General features: G+C 35.0%; 20 protein-coding genes. 16 read left to right on the forward strand and 4 right to left on the reverse strand.

Annotated features, from left to right (window positions below):
• Positions 1–8: 8 nt before the first annotated feature.
• From AC5YGG_RS04330 to AC5YGG_RS04355, 6 genes are all read left to right on the forward strand, one after another.
• Complete coding sequence (locus AC5YGG_RS04330) at positions 9–524, forward strand: DUF2975 domain-containing protein (protein WP_496143229.1); 516 nt, start codon at positions 9–11, stop codon at positions 522–524.
• 1 nt (position 525) lies between these two features.
• Positions 526–729 (forward strand): helix-turn-helix domain-containing protein, encoded by a 204-nt coding sequence (locus AC5YGG_RS04335; protein WP_045494476.1) that lies wholly within the window; start codon positions 526–528, stop codon positions 727–729.
• Between the two features lie 195 nt (positions 730–924).
• The gene (locus tag AC5YGG_RS04340; RefSeq protein ID WP_496143231.1) at positions 925–1,797 is read left to right on the forward strand and encodes an ABC transporter ATP-binding protein; all 873 of its coding nucleotides are present in this window, start codon (positions 925–927) and stop codon (positions 1,795–1,797) included.
• Positions 1,798–1,799: 2 nt separating this feature from the next.
• Positions 1,800–4,970 carry an ABC transporter permease/M1 family aminopeptidase gene (locus tag AC5YGG_RS04345; RefSeq protein ID WP_496143232.1) on the forward strand — a complete coding sequence of 1,057 codons (3,171 nt, stop codon included), beginning with the start codon at positions 1,800–1,802 and terminating at the stop codon, positions 4,968–4,970.
• Positions 4,971–5,135: 165 nt separating this feature from the next.
• Positions 5,136–5,576, forward strand: coding sequence for a MarR family winged helix-turn-helix transcriptional regulator (locus AC5YGG_RS04350; RefSeq protein ID WP_496143234.1), 441 nt, complete (start codon positions 5,136–5,138; stop codon positions 5,574–5,576).
• Between the two features lie 6 nt (positions 5,577–5,582).
• Positions 5,583–7,994 carry a TonB-dependent receptor domain-containing protein gene (locus AC5YGG_RS04355; RefSeq protein WP_496143235.1) on the forward strand — a complete coding sequence of 804 codons (2,412 nt, stop codon included), beginning with the start codon at positions 5,583–5,585 and terminating at the stop codon, positions 7,992–7,994.
• 395 nt (positions 7,995–8,389) lie between these two features.
• Here the strand turns inward: AC5YGG_RS04355 and AC5YGG_RS04360 are convergent, their stop codons facing one another.
• Positions 8,390–10,630 carry a polyribonucleotide nucleotidyltransferase gene (locus AC5YGG_RS04360; RefSeq protein WP_496143236.1) on the reverse strand — a complete coding sequence of 747 codons (2,241 nt, stop codon included), beginning with the start codon at positions 10,628–10,630 and terminating at the stop codon, positions 8,390–8,392.
• Between the two features lie 589 nt (positions 10,631–11,219).
• Here AC5YGG_RS04360 and AC5YGG_RS04365 point away from each other — a divergent pair.
• Positions 11,220–12,635: a sugar MFS transporter gene (locus AC5YGG_RS04365; protein WP_496143237.1), complete on the forward strand. Its 1,416-nt coding sequence runs from the start codon at positions 11,220–11,222 to the stop codon at positions 12,633–12,635.
• Between the two features lie 284 nt (positions 12,636–12,919).
• Positions 12,920–13,279: a DUF4260 domain-containing protein gene (locus AC5YGG_RS04370; RefSeq protein ID WP_496143238.1), complete on the forward strand. Its 360-nt coding sequence runs from the start codon at positions 12,920–12,922 to the stop codon at positions 13,277–13,279.
• A 528-nt stretch (positions 13,280–13,807) separates the two neighbouring features.
• Here AC5YGG_RS04370 and rpsO read toward each other — a convergent pair.
• Complete coding sequence (gene rpsO / locus AC5YGG_RS04375; RefSeq protein WP_066695614.1) at positions 13,808–14,077, reverse strand: 30S ribosomal protein S15; 270 nt, start codon at positions 14,075–14,077, stop codon at positions 13,808–13,810.
• Between the two features lie 173 nt (positions 14,078–14,250).
• Between rpsO and AC5YGG_RS04380 the strand changes: the two genes are divergently transcribed.
• From AC5YGG_RS04380 to AC5YGG_RS04415, 8 genes are all read left to right on the forward strand, one after another.
• Positions 14,251–14,799: a pyruvate decarboxylase gene (locus AC5YGG_RS04380; RefSeq protein ID WP_496143239.1), complete on the forward strand. Its 549-nt coding sequence runs from the start codon at positions 14,251–14,253 to the stop codon at positions 14,797–14,799.
• A 247-nt stretch (positions 14,800–15,046) separates the two neighbouring features.
• On the forward strand, positions 15,047–15,193 hold the full coding sequence (locus AC5YGG_RS04385) for a bacteriocin-like protein (protein WP_496143240.1): 147 nt from the start codon (positions 15,047–15,049) through the stop codon (positions 15,191–15,193).
• Positions 15,194–15,228: 35 nt separating this feature from the next.
• On the forward strand, positions 15,229–15,369 hold the full coding sequence (locus AC5YGG_RS04390; RefSeq protein WP_496143242.1) for a bacteriocin-like protein: 141 nt from the start codon (positions 15,229–15,231) through the stop codon (positions 15,367–15,369).
• 33 nt (positions 15,370–15,402) lie between these two features.
• Positions 15,403–15,549, forward strand: a complete 147-nt coding sequence (locus AC5YGG_RS04395) for a bacteriocin-like protein (protein WP_167369998.1) — start codon at positions 15,403–15,405, stop codon at positions 15,547–15,549.
• Between the two features lie 144 nt (positions 15,550–15,693).
• Positions 15,694–15,837 (forward strand): bacteriocin-like protein, encoded by a 144-nt coding sequence (locus tag AC5YGG_RS04400; protein WP_496143243.1) that lies wholly within the window; start codon positions 15,694–15,696, stop codon positions 15,835–15,837.
• 221 nt (positions 15,838–16,058) lie between these two features.
• On the forward strand, positions 16,059–17,381 hold the full coding sequence (gene mgtE / locus AC5YGG_RS04405; protein ID WP_496143244.1) for a magnesium transporter: 1,323 nt from the start codon (positions 16,059–16,061) through the stop codon (positions 17,379–17,381).
• Between the two features lie 26 nt (positions 17,382–17,407).
• Complete coding sequence (locus tag AC5YGG_RS04410; protein WP_496143245.1) at positions 17,408–18,145, forward strand: ABC transporter substrate-binding protein; 738 nt, start codon at positions 17,408–17,410, stop codon at positions 18,143–18,145.
• Positions 18,146–18,344: 199 nt separating this feature from the next.
• Positions 18,345–18,812, forward strand: coding sequence for a cupin domain-containing protein (locus AC5YGG_RS04415; RefSeq protein ID WP_496143246.1), 468 nt, complete (start codon positions 18,345–18,347; stop codon positions 18,810–18,812).
• A 54-nt stretch (positions 18,813–18,866) separates the two neighbouring features.
• On the opposite strand, the gene AC5YGG_RS04420 is transcribed toward AC5YGG_RS04415, so the two are convergent.
• Together AC5YGG_RS04420 and AC5YGG_RS04425 are read right to left on the reverse strand one after the other, a co-directional pair.
• The gene (locus tag AC5YGG_RS04420) at positions 18,867–19,316 is read right to left on the reverse strand and encodes a GAF domain-containing protein (RefSeq protein ID WP_496143247.1); all 450 of its coding nucleotides are present in this window, start codon (positions 19,314–19,316) and stop codon (positions 18,867–18,869) included.
• Positions 19,317–19,328: 12 nt separating this feature from the next.
• On the reverse strand, positions 19,329–20,756 hold the full coding sequence (locus tag AC5YGG_RS04425; protein ID WP_496143248.1) for a TonB-dependent receptor: 1,428 nt from the start codon (positions 20,754–20,756) through the stop codon (positions 19,329–19,331).
• Positions 20,757–20,762 lie beyond the last annotated feature (6 nt).

Consider the following 20,762-nt stretch of genomic DNA (forward strand, 5'->3'; position numbering starts at 1 on the left):
ATCGTGACATGAACCAGACCAAAATTATATCCCGAATTTTATTTTATATCTGCTCCATCCTGTCAGGAGGATATTTAATAACAGCATTGTATTCCATATTCTGCCTTGTTACAGATTTTTCTGTGACTCCTTATAAAAATGGTGAGTTCCTTCACATCAATTATCCATTTACGGAACAACCGTTCCTGAATATAGAAAACAATTATCCTTATATTATCTTTTCATTTATGCTGGTCTTATTTTCTTATGGAATCTTTTTCTGGCTTTCGGCAATGGTTTTCAGGGTATTTTTCCAGCCAAAACTTTTTACAAAAGAACATATAGTACAACTCAAGAGATTTTACCTTTTTAATATTTTTATTCCGCTTCCCGTAGTCATTATCGCGAATTTCTTTGTGGAAGTAGAAAGTATCATCTGGGGACTGGTGTTTATTCACTTTATGCTTGGAATTTTCTGTCTGTTTCTTGCCAATATATTTAAGCAAGGGCTACATTTGCAAAACGAACAAGATCTATTTATTTAACATGCCAATTATAGTCAACTTAGATGTGATGCTAGCCAAACGAAAAATGCAGAGTAAAGAATTGGCAGAAAAACTGGGAATCACACCCGTCAACCTCTCTATCCTGAAAACCGGAAAAGCCAAAGGCGTACGCTTTGACACGCTGGAAGCTATCTGCAAAATCCTGGAATGCCAACCGGGAGATATTCTGGAATACAAAGAGTAAGATTCATAGAGTCCAAGGTTAAAAGTTCATCGTTTAAGGTTGTCATCCTTTTCAATATTCTGGTATTTGAAAGCTGAAAGTCTTATACATGATCCTCATTATCGACACTCTAAGTCTCTCATCTATTATCCGTCTCTCTAACAACAGTAGTCCTCCACAGGATTGCTTCACTTCCTATTATCTAAACTCATCATTATGAACACCTTAGCTATCAATCATCTTAATCTTACGTATAAAAATGGTTTTCAAGCCATTAATAATATTTCATTGGAAATAAAAAACGGAATGTTTGGGCTTTTAGGTCCCAATGGAGCCGGAAAGTCTTCCCTGATGAAAACCATCGTAGGCTTACAGAAACCAAGTTCGGGAACCATTTTTTTCAATGATACAGATGTTGTCAAAAACCCTGAATTTATCAAGAAAAATTTAGGATTTCTTCCTCAGGACTTTGGAGTTTACCCTAAAGTTTCAGCCTATGATCTTCTTGACCATATCGCAATACTGAAAGGCATTACAGATAACAGGTTTCGTAAAAAACAGATCACAACTCTGCTTGAAAAAGTTAATCTTTCAGACTTTAAAAGCAAAGAAGTTCATACTTTTTCAGGCGGAATGAAGCAACGTTTCGGAGTGGCTCAGGCATTGTTGGGAGATCCCAAAATCGTTATTGTGGATGAACCTACGGCAGGTTTAGACCCTGAAGAAAGAAATCGGTTCAATATTCTGCTGAATGACATCAGCCAGGATGTAATTGTGATTCTATCCACACATTTGGTTGAAGATGTAAGAAATCTATGCTCAGAAATCGCTGTCATGAATCATGGACAGATTATCAGAAAAGGTGAACCTAAACAATTAATGGCTGAACTGGAGAATAAAATCTGGTCCCGATCTATCAATCAAAACGATTTGGAAGTGTATTACACACAATACGAAGTAATTAGCAGACAATTGATAGAAAGAGAGCATCATATTACTGTTTTCTCCGATAAATCTCCTAAAGACTTCCGTCCTGTAAATCCTTTACTAGAACACTTTTACTTTTATTCCTTAACTCAAAAACCTTAGCGATGAACGCCATATTTTCTTTCGAAGTCAGACGCAATTCCAAGCACTGGCTTACCTATCTTATTGCCTTAATTCTTGTATTTATTGGTATTTTTTGTGGTCAGCAGTTCAATCTTTCTGTGGGAGCAGGAATTTATCTGAACTCACCATACACCATTGGATTTATGACCGGAATGCTGAGTCTTTCCATCCTGTTTTTTGCAACTGTTTATGCCTTACAAATTTTATTTAAAGAACAAGATTCAAAATTCCATACCGTTCTCTATTCATATCCCCTGTCAAAACAGACGTACCTGAAAGGAAAATTTGGGATCTATTTTTTACAGACATTTTTAAGTTTCGTCCTTCTGATGTTGGGATTTATCATAGGTCAGAACCTTCGTACCGGAAGTGAAATTCAGACGGGATTCAATAGTATTCATTATCTCTATCCTTTATTTATTTTCGGATTTATCAATACACTTTTGGTATGCAGTTTTCTTTTTTTAATCTCCTTTTCTCTCAGAAAAAAACTGCTGGTGGTCATAGGAGGATTATTGCTGTATGTTTTCTATATGATTATTTTGCTATTTTCCAATTCACCTTTCATGGCAGGAAGCATTCCACAATCTTTAGAAACACAACAGATTTCAGCCCTATTAGATCCTTTTGGATTATCTTCTTACTTTATGGAGGCAAGATCACTTACTGCCGAACAAAAGAACATGAAGATTGTGCCCATCACAGGATATTTATTTTTTAACAGAGTCCTTGTTTTTCTTATATCTTCGGGGCTTTTATTACTTTCTTTAAAATTATTTTCCTTTTCTACGATTTCAAAGCAGAAAGTAAAGAAAACAATTGCTTTAGCTGATTATTTGCCTAAGATTTCACAAACGAAATACTCTACAGTCCAATCCGAGTATAGAACAATTTCTTCATTAAAATCAATACTATCATTTGCTAAAATTGATAGTATATACCTCTTTAAAAGCATTACCGTTCCTGCAATTTCCATTCTCGTGATCTTTGCTGTCGGAATGGAAATGTATGCAGAAATCGAAAAAGGAATTCGTCTTCCTCAGAAATATGCGAGCTCAGGGCTTCTTGCCACCACTATTTCAGAGAATTTTCACTTCATTGGGCTGATTATCACAGCTTATTTTATTAATGATCTGTACTGGAGATCCCGTTCATCAGCTTTCATTCTGATTGAAAACAGTACTTTTTTTTCAAAAAATAAATTAGCCGGACATTTCTTTTCCATAAGTATTTTATTGTTCTTTTTTACTATAATTTTAATTGTAGAAGGTATTATATTTCAGGCTGCATATCAGTATTTTCATATCGATTGGAATGCTTATCTCGCTGTTTTTCTTTTCAATACTTTTCCGCTCATCTTATTTTCTGGATTCATTTTGCTGATCAACGATAGGATCCCTCACAAGTTTATTGCTCTGGGAATATCAGTTTTGGTTGTTTTCACCCTTGCAGGTCCTGCTTCCGGTAAAATTATCCCCTATCCTCTTATCAGAATATTTTCAGGTTTTAAGGGAACTTACAGTGATTTTAATGGGTATGGAAATTATGAAAATGTTTTTGTTCAAAGATTATTATTCGGAGCGGGCATCATCTCTTCATTATGGACGCTAAATACTTTGATCAAACTTGGAAAAGTTCATTTTAAGCAATTACTTTTCACCGTTATTTTATGTGTTTCAGGAATCATTGCAGGAAGTTATTTCATGAAAGGTTATCTTCCTAAGGATTCAAATAAAGAGCTGCTGAGTTTCGTTAATTATGAAAAGGATTTCAGAAAGTATGAAAATCTGCCACAACCTGATATTACAGATGTAACGACTGAAGTAAAGCTTTATCCCTCAGAAAACTCCTATGAAATTCACGGAAAATATATCCTAAAAAACCAAACGGATCAATCCATTAATAAAATTCTGATCAATTTTAATCCTGATCTGAATTTGGAAAATGCAATATTTAAGTCTGAAACTGAAACCATACCTATTACCCAAAACACTTTCCAAATAGGGCTAAAAAAAACATTATCACCTAATGCCACAGCTTCCCTTGAATTTAAAATTTCTTATAAATGGCTGGCGGTAAACGGACACCATTCCTTTAATGCCATTATTGAAAACGGATCTTTTATGAGAATCAGCAGATATTATCCAACCATTGGTTATCAAAAGGATTTTGAAATTCAGGATCAGCAGATCAGAAACCAATATAAACTTGGAAAACTGGCAGCGAGATCAAAACCAGAAGCCCCAGAAGTATTCAAAAAAGATTTTATCAATCTCGACCTGATTATCTCCACCGAAAAGACTCAGACCGCTATAGGTACTGGTGATCCTGTAACGTCTTGGACGTCATCAGAACGCAATTATTTTCGATATAAATCAAAGAATATCCCTTTCCGCTTTGCAGTTTCTTCAGCAGAATATCAGGTAAAAAGTATTGATTACAAAGGAATAACCGTAAATGTTTTCTATCATAAAAACCATTTTGAAAATGTAAACCATCTTCTTGAAAATGCTAAGCTTACCTTGGATTACTGCCAGCAGAATTTTGGAAAATATCCTTTTAAAACGATCAGTTTTGCAGAAATATCTTCATTTACCAGAGGTTTTGCTGCCACCGCCTACCCTTCTGCCATTTTTATGCCCGAGGATATGGTTTTTCATGCTAATATTAAGGCTGATCAACAACAGGATGTGATTAATGAGCTTGCAGGACATGAGCTTTCCCATCTTTGGTGGGGAAACAGCCAGATCAATCCCGATAACAGAGAAGGTTCCGCAATGCTTACAGAAACCCTCGCCATGTACACCGAAATGATGCTTTATAAAAAGATGCACGGAAAAGCAAAAATGATGGAAAGACTCAAGGTTCATCAGCAGATTTATGATAATGAGAAAGGATTATTCGACGATCTTCCCATCTACAGAGCTACCGGAGAAGTTTCTCATATTTCTTATTCCAAAGGAGCTGTGGCGATGGTCCAATTATGTAATTTAATAGGTGAAAGTAAAGTAAATACTGCTTTGAAAAATTTCCTGAACAATAATCCATATCCCAAGAAACCGTCTTCAATGGACCTGCTATCTGAGTTTTATAAAACTGCACCCAATAAGCATATGAAAAAACAGATCGATCAATTATTTAAAGAAAATTAATTTTATTTGAATATAAATCCTTATGATAAAGGAAAAATGAGTGATTCTATTCACAGTTTTTGATTTTTTATTAAAAATATTTTCAGAAAGATGTAACAAAAGAAAATTGTCATCAACAAATTAATTGATATATCAATAATTGATAAATCATTATAATCTGAAAGTATGGAAAAATTAAATTCAATTATATTCTACAACATAGACAAAGCCATCAGAGCCTATAGAAACTATGCACAACGCCAGCTGAAAGCGCATGGATTCACCATAACGATTGATCAGTGGCTTATCATCAAAGCAATTCTGGAAAACCCGGGAATTACCCAGAATGAAATTGGTGATCTTGTTTTTAAGGACAATGCTTCTGTGACGAGAATTATTGATTTAATGGTAAAATCTGAATATATCACAAGACATGTTCATCCTGATGACCGCCGAAAAACAAATCTGGAGGTGACAGATTCCGGAAAAAAAGTAATCCGAGAGGTTCAGAATATCGTAGAAAAGAACCGGGAAGTTGCTTTAAAAGGGATTACAAAGGATGAGCTTGAGGTAATGTATTCGGCTTTGCTTACTATTTCAGAAAATTGTCTTAACCCTAAAAAATAAAACACTATGACCAGAATATTTTCACTCATTTTTATCTGGATACTGATGTTATTCAGCAGTTTACTTTCAGCCCAGATACAGAGTTTCTCATTGTCCGGAACCATAAAATCCGACAAAACAGAACAGATGGAAATCAACCTTTTGGATGCTGATAATAAACTAATTAAAACAGAAATTGCAGATTCCAGCGGAAAGTTTGGATTCAGTGATCTGAAAGGCGGAACGTATCACTTAAAAATCAACAGAAACGGCTCAGAAATTTACCATTCCGAGATAATTTCAGTGGCAGATAATACAACACTTCCTTCTATTGATCTGAACGTAAAATCAATTGAAGGCGTTACCATTACCAAATCTAAACCAATGATCGAAAGACAGGATGGTAAAATGATCATGAATGTAGAAAACAGCATTGCCAGCACCGGAAATTCTGCTTTTGAAGTATTGGAAAAGGCTCCGGGCATCAATATTGACAATAATGATAATATCAGCCTTAGAGGAAAAAGTAATCTTCTGATCCAGATTGATGGTAAAAATACACCAATGACCGGGAACGATCTTGCTAATTATCTTAAAGGAATTCCTTCATCCACCATTGATAAGATAGAATTCATTACGAATCCATCATCAAAGTATGACGCTGCGGGATCTTCGATTATTAATATCAAGCTTAAAAAAGAGCAGAGAAAAGGGACCAACGGAAGTGTTTCCACTTCTCTGGGAATGGGAAAATATGTAAAAAACAATAATAGTTTCAGTATCAATCACAGAAATAAAAAAATCAATATTTTCGGGAATTACAGTTATGCCTACAGGGAAGCTTATAACTGGCTGGTTCTGGATAGAAATTTCTACAAGGATAATAGTTTTGAGAAAGCTTATATTCAGGATAACTATCTGAAATTTAAATTCAATAATCATATTGCTAAAGCCGGAATGGATTATTATATGAATGATAAAAACGTTCTCGGTTTTTCTGTAGGGCTTATTTCAAATACATTCAATCTCAATGGTGATAATTCCAATACAACGCTTAACAGTGTCTACAGACCCGAAAGTACTTTTAATACTCAAAATATATCAAATGATAAATGGACGAATGTTTCGTTTAATGTAAACCATAAATATACTCTTGATTCTTTAGGCTCGGAAATCTCTACCGATTTTGATTATATCAACTACTCAAATTCTTCTCTACAGAATTTTGAAACAAGAACACACAAAATAAATGATGGTACCAATCAGCTTGATATCATGAAAGGTGATCTGGATGGAAAACTGAATATCTATTCATTAAAATCTGACCTTACCAAAAATCTGAATAACGACTGGAAGCTTGAAAGCGGCGTTAAAACCAGCTTTGTAAAAACGGATAATGACCTGAAGTTCTTCGATGTGAAAGATGACGCTTTAGTGCCAGACTTTAGAAAAACCAATCATTTTATTTATGAGGAAAATATCAATGCGGTGTATGGAAATTTATCTAAAAAGTGGGATAAATTTAAAGCTACAGCGGGTTTAAGGTTAGAAAATACCAATGTAAAAGGTACGCAGGTTACCACGAATCAAATCAATAAAAGAAATTATACTCAATTGTTTCCAAGTGCAGTATTATCTTATGATCTTACGGAAAAAAGTAATCTGGAAGTGAATCTCAGCAGAAGGATTACAAGACCCAGCTACAATCAATTGAATCCTTTTAAGCTTTATCTTGATCCTACCACCATGAGATCAGGAAATCCGGATCTGAATCCTCAGACAACAATGAATTATGAACTTACGTATAGCTTAAGTAATAAATATTTTGCCACATTAAGCTACAGCAAAACATCAGATAATATCACAGATATTCTGAAACCTATTGTGGAAGATGGAGAAAATGTAACGGTACAGACTTTTGAAAACCTAAGCTCTGCTTCATATTTCGGATTATACCTGATCGCTCCCGTAAAGGTTACAAAATGGTGGGATATGAACAACAGTGCTAATTTCTACTACGGATCTTACACTGGGAATGTTTCGGAAACACAGATTAATAATAAAGGAAATTTTACTTTTAATATCAATAGTATTAATTCATTCAAACTTGGTAATGGATTCACTGCAGAATTAACAGGGAATTACAGAGCTAGAGAAGTTTATGCTTATCTGAATATGAGCCCATATTGGTCACTGAATATCGGTGCACAGAAGAAATTTAAAAACAACAGCGTACTGAAATTTTCATTCACAGATGTATTTTTTACAGGTAATATAAAAGGACAGACCAATTACACAGATTATATCGAAAACTTTGCAGTAAAGAGAGATACACGGGTAATGACCCTTTCTTATACGTATAATTTCGGATCTTCTAAAAACGGACAACCTAGAAAAACCGGAGGTGCTGAGGATTTGAAACAAAGAATAGGTAGCTAAAGCTTTGGAATCGCTTAAAAGTCTGTTTGAATATGTAAAGGTGCGAAGATTTTTGATAGTCTTTCTGATAATATCAAGCAATGAAAAATTCTCTCGCAGATCCTGCCGATTATGCAGTTGGCTTTAAATTACTTTTAATAGCCACGAATGCACGAATTTTTTTTAAAATATATTGGATTTAAAATATCATAATTTTCAACACACGGAATAAACCTATTCGTGTATCCGTGGCAAAATAAGGCAATATCCCTAGCTGAGAATCTTCGATTCTCTTACGCCTTAAAACAACCCCATATCAAAAAAACTACGCCTTTGCGTATTCCAACAAAAATGAAGCAATATAAAACAAAAAATCCCTCAAAAATGAGGGATTTCTTTATATCTAAGAATAAATCTTATGCTTCAGCAGAAGGCTCCTGATTAGCTGCAGGTTTTTCACCTTGTGGCTTTTGTCCTTCAGGTCTTCTTTGTCCGTCTGGTCTGCCTTGTCCTTCTGGTCTTGGTTTTCCTTCTGGTTTTGGAGGTCTTGGTAAAAGAACTTTACGGGAAAGCTTCATTTTCTTACGATCATCGTAACCCATGAACTTCACTTCTACTTCATCACCTTCAGCATAAGGAACTTTGTCTAAACGAGCCCATTCAATTTCTGAAATATGAAGAAGACCTTCTGTTCCTTTAGCAATAGCAACGAAAGCTCCGAAATCCATTACTTTCACTACTTTACCTTTATAAACTTCACCTATAACCGGTACGAAAGTAATTTCATTAATTCTTGCAATAGCAGCATTAATTTTCTCTCTGTCTGTACCAGAAATTTCGATACGTCCGATTTCTCCCATCTCTTCGATAGCAATAACCGTTTCAGTATCTTTTTGTAATTGTTGGATAATTTTTCCACCAGGTCCGATTACAGCACCAATGAAATCTTTAGGAATCTCCATTACTACCATTTTCGGAGCGTGAGGCTTCACGTCTGTTCTTGGCTGAGAAATAGTTTCCGTGATTTTGTTCAGGATGTGTAATCTTCCATCTTTAGCCTGCATCAAAGCTTTCTCCATGATGTCCATAGATAGTCCCTGGATTTTGATATCCATCTGACAAGCTGTGATACCGTCTGCAGTACCTGTTACTTTGAAGTCCATATCTCCAAGGTGATCCTCATCTCCTAGGATATCAGAAAGTACAGTCCATTTTCCTGATTTTTTATCCGTGATCAATCCCATTGCAATACCAGAAACTGGTTTTGTAATCTGAACTCCGGCATCCATTAATGCTAATGTACCAGCACAAACTGTTGCCATTGAAGAAGAACCGTTAGATTCAAGGATATCAGAAACGATTCTGATGGTATATGGATTTTCCGCAGGAATTACAGCTGTTAATGCTCTTTGAGCTAAGTTTCCGTGTCCTACTTCTCTTCTTGAAGTACCTCTTAAAGGTCTTGCTTCACCTGTTGAGAATGGAGGGAAGTTATAATGTAGGAAGAATCTTTCGTCGTGTTGCGTAATTACGCTGTCGATCATGTTGGCATCTTTTACAGAACCTAAAGTTACAGCAGTTAAAGACTGAGTCTCTCCTCTTGTGAAGATTGCTGAACCGTGAGCTCCGGGAAGATAATCGATTTCTGACCAGATCGGGCGGATTGTTTGTGGATCACGACCATCAAGACGGATATTGTCTTCAAGGATCATCTGACGCATAGCTTCTTTCTCTACGTCATGGTAATATACTTTAACGAAAGGAGTTACTCTTGCTAATTCTTCTTCGTTTTCAGCATATTGTGCTAAGAACTCTTCACGGATTGCTTTGAATTTATCTCCTCTTTCTTCTTTATTAGATGGAGTTCTTGCTACTTCATATACTTTATCATAGCATTCTTTCCATACTTTTTCACGAATTTCTTCGTCGTGTTCTTCGTGGCTGTATTCTCTTTTAGGGAAAGCTTTACCTACTTTTGCAGCTAATCTTTCCTGAGCTTCGATCTGTTTTTTGATCTCTACGTGAGCGAAGTTGATCGCTTCAAGCATTTCCTGCTCAGTGATCTCCTTCATTTCACCTTCTACCATTACGATGGAATCTTTAGTAGCTCCCACCATGATATCGATATCAGCTTTCAGTAAGTTTTCATAGCTTGGGTTAACGGATAATTGTCCGTCGATTCTTACTACTCTCGCTTCAGACATTGGTCCGTCAAAAGGAATATCTGTGATTGCAATTGCTGCAGAAGCTGCAAGACCTGCTAGAGCCTCAGGCATTACTTCTTTATCGTAAGAAATTAATGAGATCATCACCTGTACTTCCGCGTGGAAATCTTCAGGGAAAAGCGGACGTAATACTCTATCCACTAATCTCATTGTAAGCACTTCATCATCGGATGGTTTTGCTTCTCTACGGAAGAAATTTCCAGGAATTCTTCCACCTGCATAAAACTTTTCTCTATAATCTACCGTTAATGGTAAAAAGTCTACACCAGGATTTGCTTCTTTGTTGGCTACAACAGTTGCTAATAGCATTGTTCCACCACATTTCACTACTACAGATCCGTCAGCCTGCTTAGCCAGCTTCCCCGTTTCAATAGTGATTTCCCTTCCGTCTGCAAGGGTAACCGTTTCTATAAACGCTTGAGGTATACTCATAAAATTGCTTCTTTATACTCCGTATTGAGTATGATTAATATTTAAACTCTTTAAATTTTCGTATGCAAAGGTACTAATAATAATGATATATTAATTTTTTCGAATGAATAAATAGACAGTCAAAATACAAAATTTTGGCTATCCGTTTTATGAAAGTTTCAAAAATTAACATTGGTAATTTAAACTTTTTCACTTTCCCAAAAAATTAAAAAGTATTTTTTCCTAGTATTTCACCTAAAAAACAGTCTGTTTTTTAGTATTATTGTCCCAAAAAGCGAAAATAATATTTCGATTTAATAAAATAAGTTGAGACCGCTATAAAAACCGACAAAATTATTGCAAAAACATAGGCTGATTCCTATATTTGCCATACTCACCAAATACTATTAGCGAACCTGTTGTTAAACATCTTAATAATAGAATCAACTTAATAATATATGAATGAGATTCAAAATAACTCCTATTTTGAGATCAAAAATATAAGAGTTAAAAAAGGATAATATTAAAAGTATAAAAATTTCAATTAAATCTCCGCTTTTAGGCAGCTCTAAATAAGGATAGCCAATTGCTCAGGAATAAATAAATATATATGAATAATAAAGAAGTACCATCTCAAAGCAGGAATTATACGGTTCCATTGATTACCATCACCCTGCTTTTTTTTATGTGGGGATTCATCACCTGTATGAATGATATTCTGATCCCTTATCTTAAACAACTTTTTAAACTTACCTTTTTTGAATCCATGCTGGTACAGTTCTGTTTCTTCGGAGCTTACTTTATCGGATCCTTAATTTATTTTCTGATTTCCATTTCCAAAGGTGACCCTATCAACAAAGTAGGATACAAAAAGGGAATTTTGTTCGGAATCGGTTTGGCAGCATTAGGATGTATTTTATTCTATCCCGCGGCTACATTCTCATATTATCCTTTATTCCTCGGAGCCTTATTCATTTTAGGTTTAGGATTTACGGTTTTACAGATCACGGCAAATGCATATGTTTCACTACTTGGTTCAGAAGACTCCGCGTCCAGCCGACTGAATATGACCCAGGCTTTCAATGCATTCGGTACAACGATTGCGCCGGTATTGGGAGGGCACTTGATTTTTGAATTATTTTCTGAACCAGACGGGACTTTCAGTGCTGTAGCAACAAGAATTCCTTATTTAATCTTTGCAGCGATCCTATTATTGGTAGGTTTATTAATTTCAAGAGTAAAACTGCCTTCATTTCAGACAGAAACTGAAGAAACCGTACAGGGTTGGGGTGCGTTGAAATTCAATCATTTAAAATTTGGAGTCTTCGCTATGTTCTGCTACGTTGGAGGTGAAGTAGCTGTTGGAAGTTTCATTATCAGTTTCCTTGAAGAGACCATGAAATTCAATGAAACAATCAGTAAAAATTACCTTTCTTTATATTGGGGAGGTGCCATGATTGGGCGCTTCTTAGGGGCTATTTCATTAAATCACTCAATCAGCCAGGCAAAAAAAGCTATTTTCATGCTAGGTGCAGCAGCATTGGTTTTCTTAGTAATTTTCAGCATTGTAGACCTTAGTTTTGCCCAAATTAGCTTCTTCCTTGTATTTATATTACTGAATTTCATAGCATTCTTTATTGGTAAAGCAGCTCCGGCAAGAACACTTTCCATATTTGCAGCCATCAATGTTATTCTATTGATTTCCACTATGGTAAATCATGGAGAACTGGCAATGTATAGTGTTTTAGGAATTGGGATCTTCAATTCAATTATGTTCTCTAATATTTATACACTAGCAATTTCGGGATTAGGAAAGTATACAAGCCAGGGATCTTCGTTAGTCGTAATGGCTATTTTAGGAGGTGCTGTAGTTCCTATTTTCCAGGGTTATCTTGCAGATCAGTTTGGAGTACAGCATTCGTTTATTATTCCTGTATTCTGCTACTTGGTTATTTTAATTTTTGGAGCTTATTGCACTAAATATCTTGGGCATGTAGAAAGTACTGAAGCTAAATCGGGACATTAAAAAAAATATATAAATAAAGTTATAGGCTGTTTCATTTTTTGAAGCAGCCTATTATTTTTCATAACTTCATCTCATCGGTGAATTCATACATGCTAAAACAGTATACAATTTTATCTGAGATCAATCTATTTGCCTTAAAAACAACAGATTCTTTAAACCTTAGCGTCTTAGTATTTTCCATTATTTTTCAGCATCGAATGTCGAATTATTCCACCAACCTTAACCTGTAACTTTATCTTTGAAATTACGACCTATTTTGTAGATCACTTAAATTCTCTATTCTGATGAACATCCAATTAAAACTCGAATATGCAGCCTTTTTAGCTCTTGGAATTCTAGCTTTTGCACAAACCGAATACTCCTGGTGGTGGTTTGCAGGATTATTCCTTGCTCCGGATATTTCTATGCTGGGATATACTGTTAATAATAAAGTGGGTGCATTCTGCTACAATCTTTTTCACCACTTTGGCGTGGCTGTCGCAGTCTATCTTATAGGAATAGCCTTATCACTTCCCTATTTACAGGTGGCTGGAGCTATTTTATTTTCACACTCTGCTTTTGATAGAGTATTAGGATATGGATTGAAATATCCTGATAGTTTTCAGAATACGCATTTGGGAAAGATTGGAAAAAATAAAGGCTAAGCAATAAACTTCTTATTTCGCACAGTCTCAAATGCTGGAGGATAATATTGTAGTTATGCAATTTAATTTAACGCAAAGTTTTCAGGGATCAAGCGCAAAAGTTGTGGACCTTAGAATATTAGATCTGTTTAATTTTAAAATTTAACCCAAAGGATTTCTATTATCTGGTGTTGTATTTTAGGAAGCAAAGCTTGAATCAATTGTATTGATTCTTTCTAAGCGTACGCGTATCTACATCGCTTCATCAGCGACTTTTGTCGCTTTCTTAGCTCCCTTATTTGTTTTTTTCTTCAGATTAACTAAACTTTTTACTTAGTCCATAACTTTTGCACCTGATCCGTTTTCAGCCACTAATCTCATATTTCCAAGGGAGCACAAAGGATGGAATCAATTTCATTGATTCTTTCTAAGCAAATGTATATCCACCGGCTTAAGCTCTATATACTTTCTCGGAATTTAATCTCAATTTAGATACAACAAAAAAAGCAACCTCTTTCGAAGTTGCTTTATTTTGAAAATCTTTATAGATTATTTTCTTAGTCCTAATGTAGCAATAATTGCTCTATATCTTGCGATATCTTTTTTCTTAAGGTAATCTAGTAAACTTTTTCTCTTACCTACTAATTTCACTAGAGATCTCTCTGTGTTGAAATCGTGACGGTTAGCCTTTAAGTGCTGAGATAAGTGATTAATTCTGAAAGTGAAAAGAGCGATTTGTCCTTCTGCGCTTCCTGTGTCCTGTGCAGATTTTCCGTGTTGTGCGAAAATTTCCTGCTTTTTGTCTGTTGTTAAGTACATTCCAATATTGTTTAATGATTATTATGTAACGGGTGCAAAATTACGACTATTTTTTGATTCTGCAAACATTATTGATTTCATATATCAAATTTGATAGAAAAAAATGTTAAAAATTTCTTAATAAATTTTACACAATTCGACGAAAAGGCAGTAATTTTGCATTCGAATTACAAATGAGAAAATTTATATTCTTTACAGCAGTTACTACTTTTTTATTGGTTGGCTTTACTTCAGTAAAAGCACAAAGGAATTCCGATGATAAAATTAAAAAAGTTCTATACTTCAATCCTGAGGTAGACCCTGATATTGATGAAATTAAAGAGCCTACCAACAACGCCTTTTTTGATGCTGTTTCCGACAATTTCAGCGGAAGAAGAAACAAAATGCTTCGTGCAGAAGTACAGATCCCTTTTGACAGTATAGATAAAAAGACAATCACCGATTATTGTCTCAATAATGATGCAGATTTTGCTATTGTCTCAAAAGTCCGTTATTTCAAAGTAGGACTTGGAAAGTATGTCTTTTCAAATCAGGTTGTTGTAAGTATGAAGCTGTTTGATGCCGAAGGGAGTCTCATTACGGAAACGGATTACGATACATACCGTAAAAATATGCGATTATTGGGTTCTACCGTCAACTCTATCAAAATAGGTACTGAAGGAGCTATAAAAGGCATTCTGAAACAACTCAGAAAATTAAAGCCTACAGAAGCGGAGCTGTAAAAAACAGCTATTCTTTACGATATATAAAATTGCAATACAGTTTTATTAAACAAATCAATTATCAATGTTTCGTTGGTAATTTTTTTTATTTCTATCCTTAATTGTTTTTTAAGAAAGCATCAATATTTTTGACAATAAAATCACAAAACACATTATAAACAACTGAATTTCAGTTAAATATTTTCACCAATAAATGAATAATATAAAATTATTTACTAATTTAGTATAACATTAAAATCTAAATCATATGAAAAATTTAAAGAAAATCAGTAGAGAAGCTGCAAAGCAAATCAATGGCGGGCTTATTTCAAGATGCAATGAAAATATCCCATGTATAAATGGATGGTGCTGTCAGGGAGTATGCAAACCGCAAAGATGCATGATTGACTGGTAAAAAGTAATTGAATACAATAGTAAAACCTGTAGACTATGAAAAATCTAAAAAAAATCTCCAGAGAAAAAGCTAGTCAGATTAATGGCGGAAAAATGGACCGCTGTAATGAATTCAACCCATGTCCTGTGGGATGGTGCTGCAACGGAATCTGCTCACCATTTATCTGTATGGAATAAAATACTTTATCATTAACCATCAAAACAAATCACATGAAAAATTTAAAGAAAATCAGCAGACAAGAGCAAAAAGAGATTAAAGGCAGTGGAATTATTAAAAGGTGTACTGAACATTATCAGTGTCCTGGAGGTGCATGCTGTCAAAATGTATGTGTTTTAAATCCTTGTATATTGGACTAAATCATAAGTTAAGGATAGCGTCTGTAAAACCATATTCTATCTTATTCAAACAAAACACTGAATATCAATTAAACATTATCACCATTCAATGAATAATTAGAAAATATTTTATATTTTAGTATACCATTTTAAATCCAAATAACTATGAAAAATCTAAAGAAACTCAACAGAGAAGCTGCAAAGCAAATTAAAGGGGCGGGACCTCAAAAATGCAGTTATGATGCACAATGCATTTACGGAGCATGTTGTAGAGGTGTATGTATGGAATTTGCCTGTTTTGAAGAATAAAACAGTTTCTGACTTTTAAAATCAATGATTTTTATTATAGAATGCGAACTTATTCTTGATTAAAGGATATTTTTTAAATTTAATTTTTAACATCCGTTCTGGCGGGTGTTTTTTTGTGTTCTTTTCAGAGCTTTAAACTTTAATTAATCCTTAAATTTCCCAGTTTATTGCTCAGTCTTAAAAATTTGAATTATTTTTGCATATCCAAAAAATTTCACGTTTTGAACTCTAGAGACGAACTTATCTTTAACCCTGCCGATATTGCCGAAACTCTCAGCGAACTTCCTGCTGACGAGAGGCTGCTCGCGTTCCTGAAGGTTCCTAAAGAGTACAAAGCAGAGGTTTTTTCACACCTTGATCCTGACTTTCAGGAAGATACCATCAGAAGTATCGGAAGCGATGAAGTTTCTGAAATTCTGAATGCCATGACTCCCGATGACAGAACAGCTTTATTCGAGGATTTTCCAGATGAGTTGATCAAGTATTCCATCAATCATCTGAACCCACAAGAGAGAAGAATTGCTTTAAAACTACTGGGTTACAACTCTGATTCCATCGCCCGTCTGATGACGCCCTACTATATTCAGATCCGTAAAGAGTGGACCGTTAAACGTTGTCTTCAGCAGATTAAAAAGGTAGGAAAAAAGGTGGAAACCATGAATTACCTTTATGTGGTAGATGAAAGAAACCGTCTTATTGATGACCTTGCCATCGGAACATTATTACTTGAAGAGGAAGATACGTTAGTTTCTGACATGACGGATAATCATTTCGTAGCAATTACCACAACAACTTCAAAAGAGGATGCTGTAACGTACTTCGAGAAATATGACCGTGGTGCGCTTCCCATCATTACGGAAGCAGGGGTTCTGGTTGGGATTGTAACGATTGATGATATCCTGGATCAGATTGAGCAACAAAACACTGAAGATATTCAGAAATTTGGGGGATTGGAAGCCTTGGATCTACCGTATAGACAGACTTCCTGGACGGAAATGATTAAAAAAAGAGCAACCTGGCTGATTATTTTATTTATCTCAGAAATGCTTACTGCTTCGGCAATGGGATATTTTGATAAAGAAATCGAGAAAGCCGTAGTTCTGGCATTATTTGTTCCTTTAATTATTTCAAGTGGCGGAAACTCCGGTTCACAGGCTGCTACACTGATCATCCGTGCTATGGCACTTCAGGAGATCGGGCTTAAAGACTGGTGGTACGTCATGAGAAAAGAAATTATTTCAGGAATATGTCTTGGATTAATTCTTGGGATCATCGGATTTGTCAGAATCATGCTATGGCAGCAGGTAGGTCTTTTTGATTATGGACAATATTGGGTGTACGTAGGGCTGAGTGTCTCTGTTTCCCTGATTGCCATTGTATTATGGGGAACTTTGTCAGGTTCTATGATTCCATTTGTTTTAAAGAAATTGAAACTGGACCCAGCGACTTCTTCTGCTCCATTTGTAGCAACATTGGTGGATGTAACAGGGCTTATTATTTATTTTACGGTAGCCGGACTTTTCTTAACCGGAAAACTTTTGTAATTTTAGGCATCATCTAAAATGCCAATATGAAAATCGTTTCACTTGTACCCTCTATTACGGAGGCTTTATTTGACTTGGGATTAACTGAAAATGAAGTAATCGGAAGAACAAAATTCTGTATACATCCTGAGGATAAAGTAAAAAATGTAGCTGTAATCGGAGGAACGAAAAACATTAATATTGAAAAGATTAAAGCTTTACAACCAGATTTAATTCTTGCCAATAAAGAAGAAAATAGTAAAGAACAGGTTGAGGCTTTAATGGAGGGTTTTAAAGTAACAGTCACCAATATAGAAACAATTGAAGATAATTATTATTTGCTTAAAAACCTCGGCAAACTTTTAGGAAAGGAAGAAAGAGCACAGCTATTCAACCTTAAAATCTACGAAATCCTTACTCTGTCAAAGCTTGAAACTCCTGCAAAAGCAGCCTATCTTATTTGGAACAAACCTTATATGACGGTAGGTGCTGATACATTTATTCATAAAATTTTAACGGAAATAGGCTTTGAAAATATATTTAAAGATAAAACCAGATATCCTATCATTGCTACTGAAGATCTGGCTGAAGCTGATGTTATCATGCTTTCTTCGGAACCGTTTCCTTTTAAAGAAAAACATATTGAGGAACTGAGGATAGTTTATCCTGAGAAAAAAATCATGATTGTAGACGGAGAAGCTTTTTCCTGGTATGGAACGCATATTGCAAAATGCGAGCACTACTTTAAAGAGCTGATTTCTGAAATTCATTCAATGCAACTTTAACCGAAAGTTTTAAAACTCAAGTTGTTTTTAAGTAACTGCAAACCGTTTAGAGGCACACTTAAGCTTTTGATCATCTGCAGTTTTCTTCTTATTCCTTAATGATAGGCTTAATTCTGATAGAAAAAATCTGTCATGAAAATTACTGCTTGTGCTTTAATATTATTTTCGGTACCTTGATGTGAATTAATATTTTAAATATATGTCTGGCACTGTTATACTATCTGAAGGAGCAGAATTTGATCACGTTATACAAGAGGTTTCAAAATACATTCATCTTTATGTAATGCCATTTGGAAAGGATGAACGAAACTTTACCCGTATTGATAAGCGCGAAAATATGTATGGTGGAAATGGAACAGTACACATGATACAAATGTTTGACCAGAAAGAACTTACCAATAATCGTTTGGCTGCTTATATGGTTTTACTGAACAAGGGTGATGAGTCGGGATTTCATACTCACAATGAAAGAAATGAAGAAGAATTGTATGTTGTGGTACATGGAACCGGAGAATATCGTGAAAGAACCGGAACGGAGGGACCTATCCGCAAAAAGATACTTCAAAAAGGCGATATTACAGCCATACATTCCATCGGGTATCATTCTATAGAAAATACGGGAGATGAGCCTTTAATTATGTTTGTCATTACAACCAATAACCCATAAAATAAAAAACTCCGGTCAACGAACCGGAGTTTTTGTATATTTTGACTGAATCAATTACAAAATTTTGGAAACTTCATTACAAAGCCATTCCAATAATTCTCTATCCTCGCTTGTGAAAGGATCGATGGTATGAGAATCAATATCAATCTGACCGATGTTTTTTCCGTCTTTAAAGATAGGAACAACGATTTCGGCTTTAGTATCAATTGAGCAACTTAGATAATTGCTTTCCTCGTGTACATCCGGCACTACGAATGTTTCATTGGAAACGGCAACCTGACCACAAATTCCTTTTCCGTAAGGAATAATAGTATGATCTGTAGGTGCTCCTACGTAAGGACCCAGGATCAGCTCATCTTTATCTCCATTTTTAAAGTAGAATCCTGTCCAGTTAAAATAAGAGATCTCCTGATCTAACAGATGACAAACTTTTTCAAGCTTCTCTTCTGTATTATGTTTAGGACTTTCAAGAATAGAGGAAAGTCTTTTCTTTAATTCTGACATTGTATTATTTTTTTAAGAGAATTGTTTTAAAGGAAGTTCTTCTTTATATCCGAACATTCCACGCTCTTTGATCATTTCAGCAACACCATCCGGAACCTGAGTTTCCCAACCTTTGATGCAACATCCTATTTTTCTTAATATTTCTCTTGAATATATTTCTAAGAATTCAGGATTATAGTTGGTAATATCAACAATACGGTTGTTTCGTTTGAAATATTTGTAAAGTTCTTTTAAGTTCTCTTCCACTTTAAGGTTGGATGAGTCTAATAGCTGATGGGTTTCCGGATCTTTATAAGGGTACAGGTACACTCTCATTCCGTTTCTGAAGAACTTACCGAATGCTTCAAGGATTCCACCGGATAAATTTTTATAATATTTCTCGTCAAATACCATCAATAGGTTATTTACCCCCATTGCAACCCCGATATTTCCACTAGTATAAGATGCAAAATAATCAATAAGTCTATAGTATTCTGAGAAGTTTGAAATAATAACTGTATATCCTAATTTACCTAAAATATCTACTCTATCAAGGAAATCTCTTTCGTCAATATCTCCGTCTGCCCTAAGATTTGAAATAGTGATCTCAATAAGAACTTCTGTTTCTTCATGGGTACAGATGGCATCTTTGAAAAACATATCCATACCGTTCTTAAGCATATCGATGTTTACCTTTGTTACAGGTCTGAAACTTCCTCTTACCGCAAAAATATTCTTTTTATATAATACATCTGCCGGAAGCATATTACTTCCCTGAGAGTTGAAGATTACTGCATCAGTCATTCCGTTTTTCACTAACTGCAGTGACATCAATCTGTTGTCTACGTATTCAAAAGCAGGACCACTAAAATCAATCATATCGATTTCCAAGTTGTCTTTTGCAATATCATCGTATAAAGATTCTACCAGTGTTCTCGGGTTATCAAAGTAGTTAAATGCTCCGAAAATAAGATTTACCCCAAGATTACCCAGAGTTTCCTGTTGTAAAGTGGCATCATTTTCTTGGAATTTAACATGGATTACGATTTCGTTGTAATTTTCATTTTCTTTGGTCTGAAAACGAATTCCCACCCAGCCGTGGCCTTTTACAGTTTTGTCAAAGTTGATGGTAGTTACAGTATTGGCATAAGAAAAGAACTTTCTGTCGGGATTATTGTCTCTTGAAATTCTTTCTTCGATCAATGCTACTTCATAACGAAGCATTTTGCGAAGTCTATTCTGAGTAACATACCTGTTTTTTACTTCTTTTCCGTAGATAGCATCACTAAAATCTTTATCATAAGCAGACATTGCCTTAGCGATCGTACCGGAAGCCCCCCCTGCTCTAAAAAAGTGACGAACAGTCTCCTGCCCTGCTCCAATCTCTGCGAAAGTACCATAAATAGTAGGATCTAGATTAATTGTTAATGCTTTTTGTTTAGGAGTTAGTTTCTGATACATTAGGAC

This window comes from Chryseobacterium sp. CS2K3 (assembly GCF_059515185.1).